Raw genomic sequence first — 16,241 nt, forward strand, 5'->3', positions numbered from 1 at the left:
CCCGGCCCTGTGCCGGGCTTTTCGCTTTGTTCCGCCGTGATTCTCGCTTACCGTTGCGGCATGTCTGCTTTTGCCAGTGCAAGACATCTCCTTCCGGGCTGCGTCGCGCTGGCGTTGGTGCTTGGCACGGCGCCGGCCTCCTCCGCCGAGCCTGTCGATATCGAACTGGTTCTGGCGGTCGACGTCTCGCTGTCCATGTCGCCCGAAGAACTCGAGATCCAGCGACATGGCTATGCGGCGGCCCTGACGCATGCTCTCGTGCTCAAGGCCATTGCCGATGGCGCCTATGGCAAGATCGCCGTCACCTATGTCGAATGGGCGGGCAGCAACTGGCAGCGTGTCATCGTGCCGTGGACGGCGATCGCCAATCGCGCCGATGCCGAGCGGGTGGTCGAGCAGCTCAACGCGCACCCGCCGGACAGCGCCAGGCGCACCTCGATTTCCGGCGCGCTGGAATTCGGCAGCGATCTTTTCGCCGAAAGCAGCTTTCAGGGCGCCAAGCGCGTCATCGACATTTCCGGCGACGGACCCAACAACCAGGGCGCGCCCGTCAACTTGGCACGGGACATCGTTGTGAGCCAAGGCATCACCATCAACGGGCTGCCTTTGATGACGCGGGGCGGCTTCACCGGCGCCTATGACGTCAACGATCTCGACCGCTACTACAGCGACTGCGTCATCGGCGGACCCGGCGCCTTCATGATCCCGGTCAATGACTGGACACAGTTCCCGGAAGCGATCCGCCGCAAGCTGGTGCTGGAGCTTGCCGGCGCGGCTTCGCCGCAATGGGCGGCGGATGAGGCTACCCATCCGCCGGTGGTCCTCGCCCAGGACAAGCCCGTCGCGGATTGTCAGGTTGGCGAGAAAATGTGGCGCGACCGCAGCTGGATGTTCGACAGCCGCTAGGGCAGGTCAGCTTTTGACAGTATCGGAGATCCGCTCCCCAGCATTGGTCTTGACGCAATTCCGGGCGGAAGACCGCTACGTACCTTTCCTGGAACTGCTCCAGTTGTCATGCCCCGCTTGCCTGTCCGGCGCGAGCCATGCAAAGTCGTCGCGTCGTGCCGATCTACGGCTTCCATGCGCAAAACGAGGAGACGTCCCATGAAACCTGTTGCAGTCCTGATGGCGGCCGCATCGCTGCTTTGCGCTGGCAGCGCCAGTGCACAGTTTTACGGTGAAGCGGGCTGCGCCATGTTCGAGGACTCGAATTTTCGCGGCCGCGCGCTGGAATTGGGGGCGGACGATTCGGTGAGCTTCCGTGGCGGCCAGTTCTGGAACGATCGCGTCTCCTCGGTGATTGTGAGCCGCGGCTGCACGCTTGTCGCCTATTCGGACACCAGGATGCGAGGCCGGTCGATCGAGATCAATCGCAGGGTCCGCGATTTCAGCAATACCGGCTGGAACGACCGCATCTCATCCGCCGAATGTTATTGCGGCGAGCGGTACTAGAATCGCTCAAGTCAGGCCGGGGCGGGGAACAGCTCCGGCTATTGGCTTTGGGCGCCGACCAGGCTCAAGCCGCCAGCAGCTGCTTGCGGTCGACGCGCTCCTGCTGCGGCGAGCGGGCGTAGAGCTCGCGGTAGCATTTGGAGAAATGCGAGGCGGAGACGAAGCCGCAGGCGACCGCCACCTCGACCACCGGCAACGACGACTGGATCAGGAGATGGCGGGCGCGGTCGAGCCGGATCTCCAGATAGTAGCGGGCAGGCGAGCGGCCCATCTCGGTGCGGAACAGGCGCTCGATCTGCCGGCGCGACAGGTCGACATGGTCGGCGATCTCGATCAGCGACAGCGGTTCGGAGAGGTTCGCCTCCATCAGTTCGATGATGGTCAGCACCTTGGAGTTCTGCACGCCGAGGCGCGCCCGCAGCGGCAGGCGCTGGCGGTCGGTCGGGCTACGCACGCGGTCGGTCAGCACCTGCTCGCACACCCGGTTGACCAGGCTCTCGTCGAAATCGTCGCCGATCAGCTTCAGCATCATGTCGAGCGCAGCGGTGCCGCCGGCGCAGGTGTAGATGTTCTGGTCGATCTCGAACAGGTCGGCAAAGACATTGGCCTTCGGGAAGGCCTCGGAGAAGCCAGGCAGGTTCTCCCAGTGGATGGCGCAGCGCTTGTTGGACAACAGGCCGGCTGCGGCCAGGATATGGGCGCCGGTGCACAGCCCGCCGACGGCGACGCCGCGATTGTATTCCTCGCGCAGCCAGGCGAAGGCCGACTTGTTCTGGTAGCGCTCGACATTGACGCCGCTGCAGACGATGGCCATGTTCGGCCTGTCCGGTCCAGCCATCTTCCTGCGCTCCTCCTCGAGCGAGGTGTTGACGGCGCATTCGACGCCGTTCGAGGCGCGCACCGGCTTGCCGTCGATACTGGCCAGGCGCCAGCTGTAGGCCTCGTAGCCGAGCATCCGGTTGGCCGACCGCAGCGGGTCGAGCGCCGTCGCGAAGGCGATCATGGTGAAGTCGGGGATGAGGAAGAATACGAACGATCTCTTGATCGGGTGCTTTACGGCATTCACGGGAAACCTCACGCGGCCATGACGCGAACAGGATGTCGCGAATAGCATAGCGACATCAGGAAAAACCATTCCTGTCAATCGGGTAGAGCGGTTTGGAGTGATTATATTTGCGACATGGGTCGCAAATGGGCAATTGCCTGGCGAATGGGCCCCGGCGTGCTACCGGAGCGGGCAGGCCGGCGTGGACCGACAGGCAAAAGAAACGCCGCCCCGGCGAGGCCGAAGCGGCGTGGAGGTCAACCTCGAAGCGGCGGCAGGGAGGCGCCGCGCTGAAGTCTTGATGTCAAGCGACGAAGCCGAGGCGCGCGGCAGCCATGGCGCCGGTCTGGCCGGGCATGGTGTTCGAAAGGCGCTGGCGCTCGAGCGCGGTCGTCAGGTTCATTTCGCGGCGGGCGAAGAGGCGGGCAAAAAGCTTCATTGTCATCTCCATTCGGTTGCTCAGACGGGTCGCCTTCGCTTGATGGAGTGGGGCAGCTCGTTTGCTGCGCGTGATATAGGCTTGTGTGAGTGAAAACTAAATCGCAAAAGCGAAGCACTTGTTATGAAAAGCGACACGGATTGCGACATTTTTGGGCAAGTTGCCCGGAATTTACGATTATTTACAATGCGTTAAATCGAAAACTGCGGTGTTATGCGATTGGCTCATATGCGTCATGCAGCCGTAGCATGGCTTCGAAAAATAATTTGAATGCAAACAAATTGGGCCCTCTGCGAATAGAGAAGGCCTGCCGGGCTGGGTTCACCGGGCAGGCCTTGGGTTTTTGATACACACGATTTACTTCGCTCCGGCCCAGGATCCGACACCGAGGCGCGCGCCGGACTTGGCGTCGGCGGCTTCCGGCCAGCCGATATCCTTCTGCAGTTCGATCGGCAGCGCATGGATGGCGCGTTCGGTCTGGTAGCGGGCGCGGGCCGCGCTGAATTCGGTCGCAAACCGACCGATGGACGACAGGATAGACATTTCATTCTCCTTTGCGTTGGACCGGGAATTGCCCGGCGGAAGCGTTAAGTCGGGTCTGTTTGAGCTTCATTTCATGTCGATTGCAGGTCTGTGCCGTGGTCGTTTCATGGCTGCTTTTGGCAACAGCCTGGTTCGATGGAGTTGACTATCCTCCCAAATTGGAGTTCAATCAAACGAAATGGAATGATCGTTCACATCAGAAAAATTGAAGGCTGATCCCGATGAACGCCCCGCTCAATCACCCCCTGCCGCTGCTCGATCTTGATGTCCTGCGCACCTTCGTGGCAATCGCCGAGACCGGCAGCTTCACCACCGCCGCCACAGCCGTCTTCCGCACGCCTTCGGCCGTCTCCATGCAGATCAAGAAGCTGGAGGACATTCTCGGCCGCTCCGTCTTCGCGCGCGACGCGCGCTCGGTGACGCTGACGACGGATGGTGAGATGCTGCTCGGCTATGCCCGCCGGCTTTTGTCGATCAACCGCGAGGTGGTGTCGAAGTTCATCATTCCCGACATTGTCGGCGTGGTGCGGCTGGGCTCGCCGGACGATTATGGCGAGCGCGTGCTGCCGCATGTCTTGAAGCGTTTCGCGCAGTCGCATCCCTCGATCGCGGTCGACGTCACCATCGACCAGAGCAGCAATCTGCGCCGGCGCATGGACGACCGGGCGCTCGACATCACGCTGCTGACCAACTCCTACAAGACCAGCGCGCTCGGCGCCGAGGTGCTGTTGACCGAACCGATCGTCTGGGCCGGCGCCAAGGGCGGCTGCGCGCATCTGCGCGAACCGCTGCCGGTGTCGCTGTGGGAAGAGGGCTGTGCGTGGCGGGCAGGGGCACTTGAGGCGCTCGGCCGCGAGGGCCGCAACTACCGGGTCGCCTATATGAGCGCGCACACGGCCGGCCAGCGCGCGGCGATCATGGCCGATCTGGCGGTGGCGCCGCTGCCGAAGTCCTTCCTCGGCAACGAGATGGTCGAGCTCGGGCCGAAGAACGGCATGCCCGACATCGGCACCTACAATCTCGCCATGGTGGTGGCGCCCGACGCCAGCGCGCCGGTGAAGGCGGTCGCCGACCACATCCGCGCGACCTTCGAGCTGTTCCGGGAAACCGGCAAGTTTTGAGCCTCGGCGGTAAGGCCGGCCCAGGGTCAGGTCGTGGCCTGACCCTGCAGCAACCAGCCGCGGGCCTTGACCGGGCGCGTCCTGGTTTCTCCATTCAGGAAGGCGACGATGCTGTCGCGCGCGCGCCGCGTCTCGGGCATCTCGATCAGCGGCCAGACGTGGAACATGCCTTCCTCGTAGACGACCTCCACCTCGACGCCCGCGGCGCGCGCCTTCTCGGCGAAGATCAGATTGTCGGGGCTGAGCAGGTCGTGCGAGCCGGTCAGAAGCAGCGTCTTCGGCAATACCGAAAGGTCGCCGTAGAGCGGGCTGATGTGCCAGTCGGCGCGATCGATGCCGGCGCTGTAGAGCCGGATCGCCTCCAGCCCGCCAGCAATGCCAAGCCACGGATCGTTGCGCTCGGCCTCGAACACTTCAGGGTTGGAGAGCGACATGTCGAGCCCGGGTGAGATCAGCACATGGCGCGCCGGCAGCGGCAGGGCGTCCTCAGCCGCCATCATGGTCAGCACCACGGCCATGTTGCCACCGGCGGAATCGCCCATGAAGACGATATCTTCGGCGTCCGTCTCGTCGAGCATCTGCCGGTAGACCTCGCCGACCATGCCGAACATGTCGTGGAAATCGTGCTCGGGCGCGATCGGATAGATCGGCACGGTGATGCCGTAACCCAACCGCTCGGCCATCTCGGCGATCAGCCCCCAATGATAGGAGGTGATCTGGAAGACATAGGCGCCGCCATGCAGATAGAGGATCCGCTTGCGCTCGCCGGGCCTCGGCGCGATCTCGTAGACGGGAAATCCGCTCACGCGGCGCTCGGCAATGTCGAGGCGGTGGCGCAGCGAAGCCGGCGGATGATGGTCCTCGGTCTTGCGCGCATAGGCGATCCAGCGCTGCAAGTTTTCCGGACTGGCAAAAGCCTTCTTGCGGCTATGCCTGAGGACGAAGGAAACGACGTGGCTTTTGAAACTGGGCATGCTGATACACGGACTTCGGCTGGAGCCGACTAAAAGAATTCCCCCTCGTTCCGAAGATCGTACCTTGTCCGCAAATGTCAAGATTTGCACGCGACGCAACACGCTTGTGTGATCCGACGACTGCCGGATTCAGCGCCGCGGCAGCAATGCCACACGCAATTTGTTGTCGCCGGCAGCCGGAGCCGTGCCACGACCCCGGCGCTTGGCCAGCAGCTTGCATTTGTCGGCAAAGGTCATCAGCGCGCCGACCCCAGAAGCAACTGCGCGAGCACGGCCTGCGGATCGTTCGGAGGCGACGCCGGCCAGCCGATATCCTTCTGGATGTCGAGGGGCAGGCTGTTCAGCGCCCGGATGGACTTGCTCCTGTTGTGCGCGTGCTTGATGGCCACGCCGTAGCGGCCGAGGCTTTCGAACATCGACATTTCTCATCTCCCTGAAACGTGGCGGCGGCCGAGAACTGCCGCGGCCGCCGTCTGATGTCCGTTAAATGCGCCACATATGTATCGGATGGATATCGCGAAAACAGCGATTTGGTTTCCGGATCGGGCGGTCCGGAAACATTTGCATGCAAATGAAAATAGAAAAGCCTGAAGATCGGCGAGAGGCCGCTAGCCTCGGCCGCGCCTTGCCGCATGGCCCTCGCGCGAACGACGGCGTGGCGCCGCGTCGCCGGCGATACCGTCCTCGCTGACCGTCTTCCTTGGCGGCAATTTCACCGCCGCCGAAAGTTTTGGAAACGGGTCGACCTTGTTCGGCAGCGCCATGGCGTAGACGAAGTGCTCCTGGAATTTCGGCTCCAGCGCGGTCTCGATCTTCTCGATCCGGCTCACCGTTTCCTCGATCTCGCGGCGGTAGCCGCGATTGAGCAGCGCCATGCGCGCGCCGGCGCCGGCCGCATTGCCTACGGCCGAGACCTTGTCGAGGTCGCAGTCGGGGATCAGGCCGAGCACCATGGCGTATTTCGGATCGATGAAGGAGCCGAAGGCGCCGGCGAAATGGATGCGGTCGACATGCTCGGTGTTCTGCTTTTCCATCAGCAGCTTGGTGCCGGCGTAAAGCGCCGCCTTCGCGAGCTGAATGGCGCGCACGTCGTTCTGGGTGATGGTGATCCGGGGCTCGCCATCCTTCAGCACGTAGGAGAAGGTGCGGCCGTTGGCGACGATGCGCGGCGAGCGCGCTGAGAGCGACCCGTCGACGACGCCGTCTTCCGAAATGATGCCGGCGAGATACATCTCCGCCACCACCTCAATGATGCCCGAGCCGCAAATGCCGGTGACGCCGGTCGCCTGCACGCTTTCGGCGAAGCCCGGCTCATCGGACCACAGCTCCGAGCCGATGACACGATATTTCGGCTCCAGCGTCTCGGCATCGATGCGCACGCGCTCGATGGCGCCCGGTGCTGCACGCTGGCCGCCGGAAATTTCCGCGCCCTCGAAGGCCGGGCCGGTGGGCGAGGAGGCGGCCACGACCCTGGTGCGGTTGCCGAGCACGATCTCGGCATTGGTGCCGACGTCGACGATCAGCATCATCTCGTCCTGGCGGTGCGGGCCTTCCGACAGCGTCACCGCCGCCGCGTCGGCGCCGACATGGCCGGCAATGCAAGGCAGCATGTAGAGGCGCGCGCCCTGATTGAGCTTGAGGCCAATATCGGATGCCTTGATGCGCACCGCGCCCGAGACCGCGAGCGCGAAGGGCGCGCCGCCGAGCTCGGTCGGGTCGATTCCGAGGAACAGATGGTGCATGATCGGATTGCCGACAAACACGGAATCCAGGATGTCGTTGCGCTGGACGTTGCCTTCGGCACAAACCTTGTCGACCAGGCTGGAAATCGCCTCGCGCACGGCGACCGTCATGCCTTCGCGGCCGTCCGGATTCATCATCACGTAGGAGACACGGCTCATCAGATCCTCGCCAAAGCGGATCTGCGGGTTGGATGTGCCGGAAGAGGCGGCGACGCGGCCGGACAGCAGCGACACCAGATGCATGGCGATGGTGGTCGAGCCGATATCGCAGGCAAGTCCGTAAGCCTCGTTCTTGAGGCCTGGCCACAGCGCGATGACGCGCGCGATATCGCTGTCGGCATCCTTGTAGATGGCGGCGGTGGCGGTCCAGTTGCCCTTGCGCAGGATGCCCTGCACCTGCGGCATCAGGTAGAAGTCGAACTCGAGGTTCTTGAAGCCCCAGTCCTTCATCAGCGCGATCTTGAGCCGGTCGAGATCGCCGAGCGGCTTGTGCATGTCGGGCTCTTCGATCTCGACATAGCACATGCGCACCGCCGTATCGCGGGCGATCACCCTGGTGTCGGCATCCTTGCGGATGGTCTGGGCGTTGATGACCGTGTCCTGCGGCACGTCGATGACGAGATCGCCGAGGATCTGCGCCGAGCAGGAGAGGCGCCGCCGCTCGGGAAGGCCGCGCACGCGCTCGTAGCGCTCCTCCTTGGCGCCCTTGGCCGAGATGTGGTCGTTGGAGGAGACGATCTTGTGCTTGGCGAAATTGCCTTCCTGCACCTCGATCTGGCAGCGCCCGCAAGTGGCGCGTCCGCCGCAGACGCTTTCGACATAGACGCCGAGCTGACGCGCCGCGTCGAGCACCGGCGTGCCGACCGGAAACCGCCCGCGCTTGCCGGACGGCATGAACAGCACGAGCGGATCAGTGATGTTGGCAGGCGAGTTCACGATTGCGCGCTTATCCCCTGGCCATCCGGGCCTCACGGCCGCCGCGGCGACGGCCGCCATTGCCGCCGCCTTCACCTGGCGCGTTGACCGCCACGGGTGCTGCGACCGCCTGGCCGCCTTCGGCCGGCTTGTAGTCCTTGTAGGTGCGGATCCAGTTGGTGCAGTTCTCGTCGGTGCCGTTCAGCACATTGGCGCCGCGCACGGCTTCCATTTCCTGCGGGCGCACCGGGTTCATGATCGCCGATGTCATGCCGGCGCCGATCACCATCGGGATGAAGGCGGCGTTGATGCCATGGCGGTGCGGCAGGCCGAAGGAGATGTTGGACAGGCCGCAGGTGGTGTTGACCTTCAACTCCTCGCGCAGGCGGCGCAGCAGCGCGAACACCTGGCGGCCGGCATCGCCCAGCGCGCCGATCGGCATCACCAGCGGGTCGACGACGACGTCATGGGCGGGAATGCCGAAATCGGCGCAGCGCTCGACGATCTTCTTGGCGACGGCGAAGCGGACATCCGGGTCCATCGAGATGCCGGTTTCGTCGTTGGAGATGGCGACGACCGGGACGTTGTATTTCTTGACCAGCGGCAGGATCGCCTCGAGCTTCTCTTCTTCGCCGGTGACGGAGTTGACCAGCGGGCGGCCCTTGGCGACCTTCAGCGCCGCCTCGATGGCTGCGGTGACCGAAGAGTCGATCGACAGCGGCAGGTCGACCAGGCCCTGCACGATCTCCAGCGTCTGTACCAGCAGCGCCGGCTCGGTGGCGTTGGGGTCGACGGCGGTGACGCCGGCATTGACGTCGAGCATGGTGGCGCCGCAGGCGGCCTGTTCCAGCGCGTCCTTGATGACGGTTTCGAAGTTGCCTGCCACCATTTCGGCGGCGAGCTTCTTGCGGCCGGTCGGGTTGATGCGTTCGCCGATCACGCAGAAGGGCTGGTCGAAGCCGATGATGATTTCTCGGGTCGCCGAGGCGACGATGGTGCGGGTCATGCGATCTCTCCGTCGTGATATAAAGAGTTCTTTATATCGTTATCTGATTTCGTTCAAGCGAATGGTCGCCGCTCGCGCCGTCAATGCGCGGTCTTCACCATGTCCACCTGGGTTTCGGTAATCTCGTCGTGCAGGATGTGGTCGAGCCGGTCGGCGACCATCTGGTCGTCGCGGCGGATTTCGCGCTTCCAAGGCTGGCGGCCCTTCAGCACGCCCGATTCATCGACGATCTCGGCGACGTACTCCTCCTGACGGTAGGCCATCACATGGACGCCGGAAACGCCGGGGATTTCCTTCACCTCGTTGATGATGTCGATGCAGAGCTGCTTGCCTTCCTTCTTCTGGTCCTGCGCGCCTTCCAGCCGCTTGATGATCGTGTCGGGAATATGAATGCCCGGCACGTTTGAGCGGATCCATTTGGCCGTCTTGGCCGAGGCCAGCGGCCCGACGCCACACAGGATGAACACCTTTTCGGTGTGGCCAAGATCGCGCGCCTTCTGCATGAAGGTTTTGAACATCGGCACGTCGAAGCAGTACTGCGTCTGCACGAACTGCGCGCCGGCGGCGATCTTCTTGCCGAGATGAATCGGGCGGAAATCGAAGGGCGGCGCGAAGGGATTGACGGCCGCACCCAGGAAAATCTGCGGCGGCGTCGTCAGCTTGCGGCCGGACAGGAACTTGCCGTTGTCGCGCATGATGCGGCAGGTTTCGAGCAGCGACATGGAATCGAGGTCGAACACCGGCTTGGCGCCGGGCTGGTCGCCGGCCTGGACGCCGTCGCCGGTGAGGCAAAGCATGTTGGCGACGCCCATCGCGGCTCCACCCAGCACGTCACCCTGGATGGCAATGCGGTTCTTGTCGCGACAGGCGATCTGCATGATCGGGGCATAGCCCATGCGGGTCAGCAGCGCGCAGATGCCGACCGAGGACATGTGGCAGTTGGCGCCGGACGCATCGACAGCGTTGATGGCGTCGACCCAGCCGTCGAAGATTTTCGCACGGTTGTAGACGTCTTCGGGATCGGCGCTGTCGGGCGGGTTAAGCTCGGTCGTCACCGCGAATTCGCCGCGCCTCAGCACACGCTCCAGACGGCCGCGCGAGGTATGGCCTGGCAAAGGATCGAGCGGCAGGTGGATGCCGGCCGGATTCTCGTCGCGCTGACGGGCGCTCATGCCGATGCTCCGGTCTTGGTAGCAGCCTGGGTCGTTTCGCGCGTAGCGGCGGCTTGCGCGGTGACCCGCAGCCAGGCCGAGGTTTCACGCAACGACTGGTCGACCGGCTTCTGCACGTCGAGGATCTTGTCGCCATGCACCATGTTGCGCGAGCCTTCCCAGGCCTTGACCCAGACGCAAGGCATGTCGGGCTCGACCTCGCAATTGCCGTTGGCGCGCACGCCGCCGCACGGGCCGTTGCGCAGCTGCTTCGGGCAGTTCATCGGGCAGGACATGCCGGTCGAGGACAAGACGCACTGGCCGCACATGCGGCAGTCGAACATGAAGCCCTTGACGCGCTTCTCGACGAATTTGACCGGGGCCTCGACGCGGCCATAGCCGATGCCTTTCCACAAGGGATGCAGCAGCAGGAAGATGTCGGCGAAGCGGCTGTAGAACCACTCGAGCAATCGCGAGTGCCGGATCGACCACAGCCGCACCGCGAAGGAGCGCTGGACGCGCCGCTGCGGCGATACGTCGGCCGGCTTGTAGTCGGATTTCGGCGCTGCCTTCTTGACCAGGGTGGCCTGGGTAACGGTCGGTTGCGCGTCAGACATTTTCTTTTCCGCCCGCCTTGACCAGAGCGACCAGCCGCTCGCGGTCGTATTTCGTGTCGAGTTCGTGGAAGGCCCTTTCGACCTCGGCCTCGAGATCGTCGCCAACCGGAACCGGATCGGCCTTGCGCCATTCGGCCAGATAGTCGTCGGTGCCGCCGGCGCCGGTTCGCATGGCGCACATGTCGATCGCCTCGGTGAAGCGCAGCGGCAGCTCGCGCTTGGCGTTCTGCCGGCCCTTCTTGACGATCACCTGGGCAGGGATGTCGCGCCAGTAGACGACGATCAGATCGGCCATGAATTCTCACTCCTCGAAGCTGCGAGCATTGCCGCATGCGCATGGGGGCCGCTTGTTATGGGACGACGCGCGCGCATTCAAATGCGACGCTATTGGAGGTCGCAAAAAGAAAGGTGAAATTCCTGGGGTTGGCGGATTACCAGACGCCGCTTTTCACGCCGGTCCAAAGATAGAACCAGATCGTCGGATGGTACCATTGTTTCGAGGGCAGGCGGGGATCGACGGTCGCGAGCTTGCCCGCCAGCGCATCGCCGACCGCTTCGACGCAAATGTCGCGCGAGAAGGCCGCCTGCCGCAGCGCATAGCTTGAAATGGTGTCGCCGGTTTCAGGCTTGCCGCGCGCCTGTCTGAGCACGCCGCCGGTGTCGACGCCGGCATCGACCAGATGCACGGTGGTGCCGAAATTGCCGGCGTCGCCAGAGGCCAGCGCCCAATAGCCGCCATTCATGCCGCGATATTTGGGCGCGATGCCGGCATGATAGTTCAGCACCGGGCATGGCATCTTCGCCAGCGTCTGCCTCGACAGCAGCCGGCAACCGGCAAGCAGCACCACGCCTGGCTGGATGTCCGCAATCGCCTGAAGCGACTCCGGCGCATTGGCCGAGGGGACGTGGATGATCGTCTGACCGGGTCTGGGCTCGACCTCCAGCTTCTGCTCTGCGATCAGCCGTATCGAATGGCTCGAAAAGAAGCGTTTGCCGAGCCGCGTCAGCACCATGGTGCCGAGTTGTCCGATGGCCGAGATCCAGCCTTGACGCCGAGCCCGGCCGAGAAGCAATTGCTTTTTGGATTCAGGCGTTTCGAGGATGACGCTGACAGGCCCAAGCCGGTCGGCGATGGTGTTGACGATCGCCCATATATGCGGGCCGCCCTCGGTGACGACGCAGATCGGCCGTGGATCCGACTTTGGCGCTGCCATGGTTCGTGCCGCCCCGCGGAAGACGTTCTTGCCAGAGCGCTCCGCGCGCCCGGATGGACGCGGCTTGCGCAAACGCGCGGCATGCTAGGCTGGCCGGGTTAATCCTTGGTGACGGCCCGATCGACGGAAGGAATCAGCGCTTGAATTCCATGATGTCGAGCTTCGATTCGTAGTAGGGCGCCGGGAATTCGATGCGCCATTCGCTGGCGCTGTTGCGGAAGGCATAGCCAACCTGGTCGCTTTGCGGGCCGCTGCCATAGGGCTTGGCCGGATCTTCGTTGACGGTGAAGGAGCCGAGATAGATGGAGCGCTTCTCGCCATCGTCGAAGAAGCGGCCCTTGGTGCGCTGCGAGCCGTTGATCTTTTCCAGCCTCCAGCCGGAGCCGTCATCGGTCACCTTGCATTTGAACCAACCGTAGATGACGAGCGGGCTCAAGCCGCCGGCCTTGATGGTGCGGCAACTCCAGTTGCCGGTCAGGTCCTTGTCGGAGAAAGCGACCAGCGGCTTGGCGAGCAGGCTATCCAACTGCTTGACCTCGGCCGGGTCGCCGGCCTTCGCCTCTTCAAGGGCGGCCTTGCGCGTCTCGCCATATTTGTCGAGCCGCGCCTTGTCGGCGGCGGTGATCAGCTTCTGCACCTCGCCATCGGCGTGAGCCGGCAGGGGAAGCGCGATAAGACCGAGGGCGGCAAACAGCAGGCGAGGGGTCATCAATACGTTTCCTCAAATCGATGGATGGAACAATTCTTTTCGTCACTGGCGCACAATTTACCGGTTCGCGGCCGCCTGTCATCCGTGCTTAACAGCGGCAACTGGCCAAAATGGCAATGCGATATTGCTCACGGATCGTCCGGATGGCTGGGCAACTCGCTGGCGCCACGGCTCGAAGCGAGGTCGCGGTCGGCGATCGAGCCGACGACTTGCGTGCGCGCAGAGGCACAGGGTTAAGACCGACCACCTCATGGCCGAGCGTCTTCGGAACTGTCCGCGACAATCGCATTGAAGCCATCGTCCACAGCGGCGCGCTGCACAAGCCGAACATCGAGCATTATGAGAATAGCGCCTTCGTGGCGACCAATGTGCAAGGGACGCTGAACCTGCGCGATGCGGCCGTGGCGTGCGGCGTCGGTCGTTTCGTCTTCACCTCGACGACGTCGCTGATGATCTCGCAAGCGATCCGCGTCGGCTTCCAGGGGCGGCGCGCGCAAGGCGGCCTGGTTGACCGAGGACCTGTCGCCGGAGCCGCGCAACATCTATGGCGTGACGAAGCTTTCGGCCGAGCATCTGTGCCGTCTCTACTATATCGAGCATGGGCTACCGGTGGTCGTCGTGCTGCGAACGGCGCGTTTCTTCCCCGAAGCTGACGACATGGCGCATGCGATCGAACAATCGGACGCCAACACCAAGGCGAATGAATTGCTGTTCCGGCGACTGACGGTCGACGACGGGGCCGAGGCCCATGTCGCGGCGCTGGAGAAGGCACAGCAGCTCGGCTTCTACATCTTCATAGTCTCGGCGCCGACGCCGTTTCGGCCGGAGGATTGCGCGCAACTGATCGCCGACGCACCGGCTGTCGTCGCGCGCTATTTCCCGGACTATCCGCGGCTCTATGCCAAAAAGGCTGGACGATGTTTTCATCGATCGACCGCGTCTACGATCCATCGCGTGCAAGGGAACGGCTGGAGTTTGTTTGCAAGACGAGTTTTGCCGACGTGCTTGCGGCACTGGCGGTCGAGTAGAAGCGCGGCTATCGTCGCGAGCATATCTTGGGGAGGCGCATGTGGGAGTGACGATCCACTTTGAGGGGCAGCTGCTTGGCGACGACAAATATGCTGCAGTGTTGCAGGAAGTCGCGGAGCTTGCCGTCAATCGAGGCTGGCCGTTTCGGGAAATAAATGAAGCCCGAATGGCTCTCAATCGGGTCGTCGATGAACGCAGCGTGGATTATCTCGGCCCGGTTACAGGAATAGAAGTTTTGCCACATCGCAGGTCGGATCCCCTACGGTTCGAATTCGACAGCAACCTGTTCATGCAGCAATATTGCAAGACCCAGTTTGCCGGGTCGGAGGCCCATATCGAAGTCATCGAGTTGCTTCGTAAGGTTGCCCCTCTGTTCGACAAATTCGATGTTTTCGACGAAGGCGAGTACTGGGAAAGCGGCGACCGTTCAATTCTGCAGGGCAATCTCGACACGGTCGAAGCCATGATCGCTGAGGCGATGCGCAAAGATCCGTCCGCAAGGGGCCCACTCCGGCTCGAAAGCGGCCGTGTCGTCGACTTCGTATCGGATCCGGACGCGAAATAACCCGAAGCCGGGGGACTAACGCACTTCCACCGGATGTGCCGCCGCCCGCGCCAGACCGCCCGTCAAATCGCCATACCCGGTCGAGCGGCGCTCGTAGGCCAGGCCGAGCAGGACCGCCGCCTTCTCGGCGACCTTGTCGAGCTCCGGGTCGTCGGTCTGGGCGATGTAGACCAGCTTCTGGTAGTTGCCGAAATAGTCCTTGATCAGCTCGGGATGCTTGTCGAGGCCGAGCGGCTTCATGAAGAAGGCATCGAACTGGCGGCAGAGGAAGTCGGTCATGTAGAACGACATCATGTCGTCGTCGGCGACCTTCGTGTAGGCATCCATGCCCTGGTAGAAGGCAAAGCAGTGCGGCCCGGCCATGCGCTCGACGCCGTGCTTCTCGCAGACCCGATCGAGCGTGCCGCCGGTGCCGCAGTCGGCATAGCCGACGAAGATGTGCCGATAGCCCTCGGCCTTGGCCTTTTCGATCGCCTTGTCCATCGCGGGCGGGATGCGGTCGGGATAGAAATGGAACTCGGCCGGCAGGCAGGTCAGGTCGAGATGGTCGAGCCCGAGCTGTTGCTTGACGGCCAGAACCTCGCGCGCGATCATCCCGCAGGCGATGACGAGCAGCCTGTCCGTTTGATTCGGTTCCTTTTTTTGCGTTTTGACCAAGTCGAGCTGGCTTTCGCTGCGGGGCTAATATCTGTCGAAGGAGACACCGTCTATGAAACTGCTACGCGTCGCGCCGATGGCCATGCTTGCCTGTGCGCTTGCACTTACCGCCTGCGCCAACACCATTCGGGGTGTCGGCAAGGATGTCAAATCGACGGCAAGGGCGGTCAAAGACACTGTCAACTGATCTTCAGCCTCATCCATCATCTGGGAACGAAAAAGCCGCGCTGCAAGGCGCGGCTTTTGCAATCCAACCTGATGCCTTGGGTCAGGCGGAAGCGCGAACGTTGTGCTTGCGCTTCATGAAGTCCTTGGCGGTCTCGACCGCCACCGCCGCGTCGCGGCAATAGGCATCGGCGCCGACGGCCTTGCCGAACTCCTCGTTGAGCGGCGCGCCGCCAACCAGCACGACATAGTCGTCGCGAATACCTTTTTCCTTCATCGTGTCGATGACCACCTTCATGTAGGGCATGGTGGTGGTCAGCAGCGCCGACATGCCGATGATGTCGGGCTGATGCTGCTCGATGGCGTCCAGATACTTCTCGACCGCATTGTTGATGCCGAGGTCGATGACGTCGAAGCCGGCGCCCTCCATCATCATGCCGACGAGGTTCTTGCCGATGTCGTGGATGTCGCCCTTGACGGTGCCGATCACCATCTTGCCCTGCTTCGGCGCGCCGGTGGCGGCCAGCAGCGGACGCAGGATGGCCATGCCGGCCTTCATGGCGTTGGCCGACAACAGCACCTCCGGCACGAACAGGATGCCGTCGCGAAAATCCTCGCCGACGATGCGCATGCCTTCGACCAGCGCCTCGGTCAGCACCTTGTAAGGCACCCAGCCGCGCTCGAGGAGGATGTTGGTACCTTCCTCGATCTCTTCCTTCAGGCCGTCATAAAGGTCGTCGTGCATCTGCTGCACGAGCTCGTCGTCGGAAAGCTCGGAAAGGATGATCTCGTCGTCGGACATTTTTTCTCGGGCTCCTTGCTGCTCTGAACGACTGTGGCAGCCTAAAAATCGATGCGCCAATACCTAACCCGCGAGGGCCGCGTATCCATAGCTGA

At 63.1% G+C, this 16,241-nt stretch carries 21 protein-coding genes; 7 read left to right on the plus strand and 14 right to left on the minus strand.

The features are described 5' to 3' along the window. Window positions 1–60: 60 nt before the first annotated feature. Together JG743_RS14305 and JG743_RS14310 are read left to right on the plus strand one after the other, a co-directional pair. A complete protein-coding gene (locus JG743_RS14305; RefSeq protein WP_202301436.1) occupies window positions 61–906 on the plus strand; it encodes a DUF1194 domain-containing protein in 846 nt (281 codons plus the stop codon). Window positions 907–1,104: 198 nt separating this feature from the next. Beyond that, the gene (locus JG743_RS14310) at window positions 1,105–1,452 is read left to right on the plus strand and encodes a peptidase inhibitor family I36 protein (protein ID WP_202301446.1); all 348 of its coding nucleotides are present in this window, start codon (window positions 1,105–1,107) and stop codon (window positions 1,450–1,452) included. Between the two features lie 64 nt (window positions 1,453–1,516). Here the strand turns inward: JG743_RS14310 and JG743_RS14315 are convergent, their stop codons facing one another. From JG743_RS14315 to JG743_RS14320, 3 genes are all read right to left on the minus strand, one after another. Next, window positions 1,517–2,455 (minus strand): GlxA family transcriptional regulator, encoded by a 939-nt coding sequence (locus JG743_RS14315; RefSeq protein WP_446720908.1) that lies wholly within the window; start codon window positions 2,453–2,455, stop codon window positions 1,517–1,519. A 346-nt stretch (window positions 2,456–2,801) separates the two neighbouring features. Further along, a complete protein-coding gene (locus JG743_RS34585; RefSeq protein WP_263482030.1) occupies window positions 2,802–2,936 on the minus strand; it encodes a hypothetical protein in 135 nt (44 codons plus the stop codon). 357 nt (window positions 2,937–3,293) lie between these two features. Next, on the minus strand, window positions 3,294–3,479 hold the full coding sequence (locus JG743_RS14320; protein ID WP_202301450.1) for a hypothetical protein: 186 nt from the start codon (window positions 3,477–3,479) through the stop codon (window positions 3,294–3,296). Window positions 3,480–3,700: 221 nt separating this feature from the next. Here JG743_RS14320 and JG743_RS14325 point away from each other — a divergent pair, with 221 nt between their 5' ends. Then, entirely contained in the window at window positions 3,701–4,600 is a 900-nt protein-coding gene (locus tag JG743_RS14325; protein WP_202301460.1) for a LysR substrate-binding domain-containing protein, read from the plus strand. Window positions 4,601–4,626: 26 nt separating this feature from the next. Here the strand turns inward: JG743_RS14325 and JG743_RS14330 are convergent, their stop codons facing one another. The 9 genes from JG743_RS14330 to JG743_RS14370 all read right to left on the minus strand — a co-directional run bounded on the left by JG743_RS14330 (window position 4,627) and on the right by JG743_RS14370 (window position 12,928). Continuing rightward, the gene (locus JG743_RS14330; protein WP_202301462.1) at window positions 4,627–5,574 is read right to left on the minus strand and encodes an alpha/beta hydrolase fold domain-containing protein; all 948 of its coding nucleotides are present in this window, start codon (window positions 5,572–5,574) and stop codon (window positions 4,627–4,629) included. 236 nt (window positions 5,575–5,810) lie between these two features. Next, complete coding sequence (locus tag JG743_RS14335; protein WP_126054091.1) at window positions 5,811–5,996, minus strand: hypothetical protein; 186 nt, start codon at window positions 5,994–5,996, stop codon at window positions 5,811–5,813. A gap of 186 nt (window positions 5,997–6,182) precedes the next feature. Then, a complete protein-coding gene (locus tag JG743_RS14340; RefSeq protein ID WP_202301464.1) occupies window positions 6,183–8,312 on the minus strand; it encodes an ASKHA domain-containing protein in 2,130 nt (709 codons plus the stop codon). Beyond that, window positions 8,263–9,237: a methyltetrahydrofolate cobalamin methyltransferase gene (locus JG743_RS14345; RefSeq protein ID WP_202301466.1), complete on the minus strand. Its 975-nt coding sequence runs from the start codon at window positions 9,235–9,237 to the stop codon at window positions 8,263–8,265. Before JG743_RS14345 ends, JG743_RS14340 begins: the two co-directional genes overlap by 50 nt. 80 nt (window positions 9,238–9,317) lie before the next feature. Further along, a complete protein-coding gene (locus JG743_RS14350; RefSeq protein ID WP_202301468.1) occupies window positions 9,318–10,409 on the minus strand; it encodes a methylenetetrahydrofolate reductase in 1,092 nt (363 codons plus the stop codon). After that, window positions 10,406–11,005, minus strand: coding sequence for a methylenetetrahydrofolate reductase C-terminal domain-containing protein (locus tag JG743_RS14355; protein WP_202301470.1), 600 nt, complete (start codon window positions 11,003–11,005; stop codon window positions 10,406–10,408). Before JG743_RS14355 ends, JG743_RS14350 begins: the two co-directional genes overlap by 4 nt. Then, a complete protein-coding gene (locus JG743_RS14360) occupies window positions 10,998–11,300 on the minus strand; it encodes a virulence factor (protein ID WP_202301472.1) in 303 nt (100 codons plus the stop codon). The genes JG743_RS14355 and JG743_RS14360 overlap by 8 nt, the downstream gene beginning before the upstream one ends. Window positions 11,301–11,436: 136 nt before the next feature. Next, entirely contained in the window at window positions 11,437–12,219 is a 783-nt protein-coding gene (locus JG743_RS14365) for a formyl transferase (protein ID WP_202301474.1), read from the minus strand. A gap of 133 nt (window positions 12,220–12,352) precedes the next feature. Then, window positions 12,353–12,928, minus strand: a complete 576-nt coding sequence (locus JG743_RS14370) for a DUF4893 domain-containing protein (protein WP_202301476.1) — start codon at window positions 12,926–12,928, stop codon at window positions 12,353–12,355. Between the two features lie 143 nt (window positions 12,929–13,071). Between JG743_RS14370 and JG743_RS34155 the strand changes: the two genes are divergently transcribed. From JG743_RS34155 to JG743_RS14380, 3 genes are read left to right on the plus strand one after another with little or no spacing between them, the layout of a single operon-like run. After that, complete coding sequence (locus JG743_RS34155; protein WP_244673138.1) at window positions 13,072–13,581, plus strand: NAD-dependent epimerase/dehydratase family protein; 510 nt, start codon at window positions 13,072–13,074, stop codon at window positions 13,579–13,581. Continuing rightward, window positions 13,478–14,020 carry a hypothetical protein gene (locus JG743_RS34160; protein WP_342215719.1) on the plus strand — a complete coding sequence of 181 codons (543 nt, stop codon included), beginning with the start codon at window positions 13,478–13,480 and terminating at the stop codon, window positions 14,018–14,020. The genes JG743_RS34155 and JG743_RS34160 overlap by 104 nt, the downstream gene beginning before the upstream one ends. Beyond that, entirely contained in the window at window positions 13,998–14,522 is a 525-nt protein-coding gene (locus JG743_RS14380; protein ID WP_202301478.1) for a hypothetical protein, read from the plus strand. The genes JG743_RS34160 and JG743_RS14380 overlap by 23 nt, the downstream gene beginning before the upstream one ends. A gap of 15 nt (window positions 14,523–14,537) precedes the next feature. On the opposite strand, the gene JG743_RS14385 is transcribed toward JG743_RS14380, so the two are convergent. Further along, entirely contained in the window at window positions 14,538–15,179 is a 642-nt protein-coding gene (locus JG743_RS14385; RefSeq protein WP_202301480.1) for a DUF1638 domain-containing protein, read from the minus strand. A gap of 52 nt (window positions 15,180–15,231) precedes the next feature. Between JG743_RS14385 and JG743_RS14390 the strand changes: the two genes are divergently transcribed. After that, entirely contained in the window at window positions 15,232–15,366 is a 135-nt protein-coding gene (locus JG743_RS14390; RefSeq protein WP_202301489.1) for an EncA/B family entericidin, read from the plus strand. Between the two features lie 81 nt (window positions 15,367–15,447). Here the strand turns inward: JG743_RS14390 and JG743_RS14395 are convergent, their stop codons facing one another. Further along, the gene (locus JG743_RS14395) at window positions 15,448–16,146 is read right to left on the minus strand and encodes a corrinoid protein (protein WP_202301491.1); all 699 of its coding nucleotides are present in this window, start codon (window positions 16,144–16,146) and stop codon (window positions 15,448–15,450) included. Between the last annotated feature and the right edge of the window lie 95 nt (window positions 16,147–16,241).

The sequence above is a fragment of the Mesorhizobium sp. 131-2-1 genome (genome assembly GCF_016756535.1).
In the GTDB taxonomy this organism is placed as follows: Bacteria; Pseudomonadota; Alphaproteobacteria; order Rhizobiales; family Rhizobiaceae; genus Mesorhizobium.

Excerpts from the sequence above, each read along its gene's own strand:
- JG743_RS14305 (WP_202301436.1), top strand. The coding sequence starts at position 61 with ATGTCTGCTTTTGCCAGTGCAAGACATCTCCTTCCGGGCTGCGTCGCG.
- JG743_RS14310 (WP_202301446.1), top strand. The coding sequence starts at position 1,105 with ATGAAACCTGTTGCAGTCCTGATGGCGGCCGCATCGCTGCTTTGCGCT.
- JG743_RS14315 (WP_446720908.1), bottom strand. The coding sequence starts at position 2,455 with ATGATCGCCTTCGCGACGGCGCTCGACCCGCTGCGGTCGGCCAACCGG.
- JG743_RS34585 (WP_263482030.1), bottom strand. The coding sequence starts at position 2,936 with ATGAAGCTTTTTGCCCGCCTCTTCGCCCGCCGCGAAATGAACCTGACG.
- JG743_RS14320 (WP_202301450.1), bottom strand. The coding sequence starts at position 3,479 with ATGTCTATCCTGTCGTCCATCGGTCGGTTTGCGACCGAATTCAGCGCG.
- JG743_RS14325 (WP_202301460.1), top strand. The coding sequence starts at position 3,701 with ATGAACGCCCCGCTCAATCACCCCCTGCCGCTGCTCGATCTTGATGTC.
- JG743_RS14330 (WP_202301462.1), bottom strand. The coding sequence starts at position 5,574 with ATGCCCAGTTTCAAAAGCCACGTCGTTTCCTTCGTCCTCAGGCATAGC.
- JG743_RS14335 (WP_126054091.1), bottom strand. The coding sequence starts at position 5,996 with ATGTCGATGTTCGAAAGCCTCGGCCGCTACGGCGTGGCCATCAAGCAC.
- JG743_RS14340 (WP_202301464.1), bottom strand. The coding sequence starts at position 8,312 with ATGGCGGCCGTCGCCGCGGCGGCCGTGAGGCCCGGATGGCCAGGGGAT.
- JG743_RS14345 (WP_202301466.1), bottom strand. The coding sequence starts at position 9,237 with ATGACCCGCACCATCGTCGCCTCGGCGACCCGAGAAATCATCATCGGC.
- JG743_RS14350 (WP_202301468.1), bottom strand. The coding sequence starts at position 10,409 with ATGAGCGCCCGTCAGCGCGACGAGAATCCGGCCGGCATCCACCTGCCG.
- JG743_RS14355 (WP_202301470.1), bottom strand. The coding sequence starts at position 11,005 with ATGTCTGACGCGCAACCGACCGTTACCCAGGCCACCCTGGTCAAGAAG.
- JG743_RS14360 (WP_202301472.1), bottom strand. The coding sequence starts at position 11,300 with ATGGCCGATCTGATCGTCGTCTACTGGCGCGACATCCCTGCCCAGGTG.
- JG743_RS14365 (WP_202301474.1), bottom strand. The coding sequence starts at position 12,219 with ATGGCAGCGCCAAAGTCGGATCCACGGCCGATCTGCGTCGTCACCGAG.
- JG743_RS14370 (WP_202301476.1), bottom strand. The coding sequence starts at position 12,928 with ATGACCCCTCGCCTGCTGTTTGCCGCCCTCGGTCTTATCGCGCTTCCC.
- JG743_RS34155 (WP_244673138.1), top strand. The coding sequence starts at position 13,072 with ATGGCTGGGCAACTCGCTGGCGCCACGGCTCGAAGCGAGGTCGCGGTC.
- JG743_RS14390 (WP_202301489.1), top strand. The coding sequence starts at position 15,232 with ATGAAACTGCTACGCGTCGCGCCGATGGCCATGCTTGCCTGTGCGCTT.
- JG743_RS14395 (WP_202301491.1), bottom strand. The coding sequence starts at position 16,146 with ATGTCCGACGACGAGATCATCCTTTCCGAGCTTTCCGACGACGAGCTC.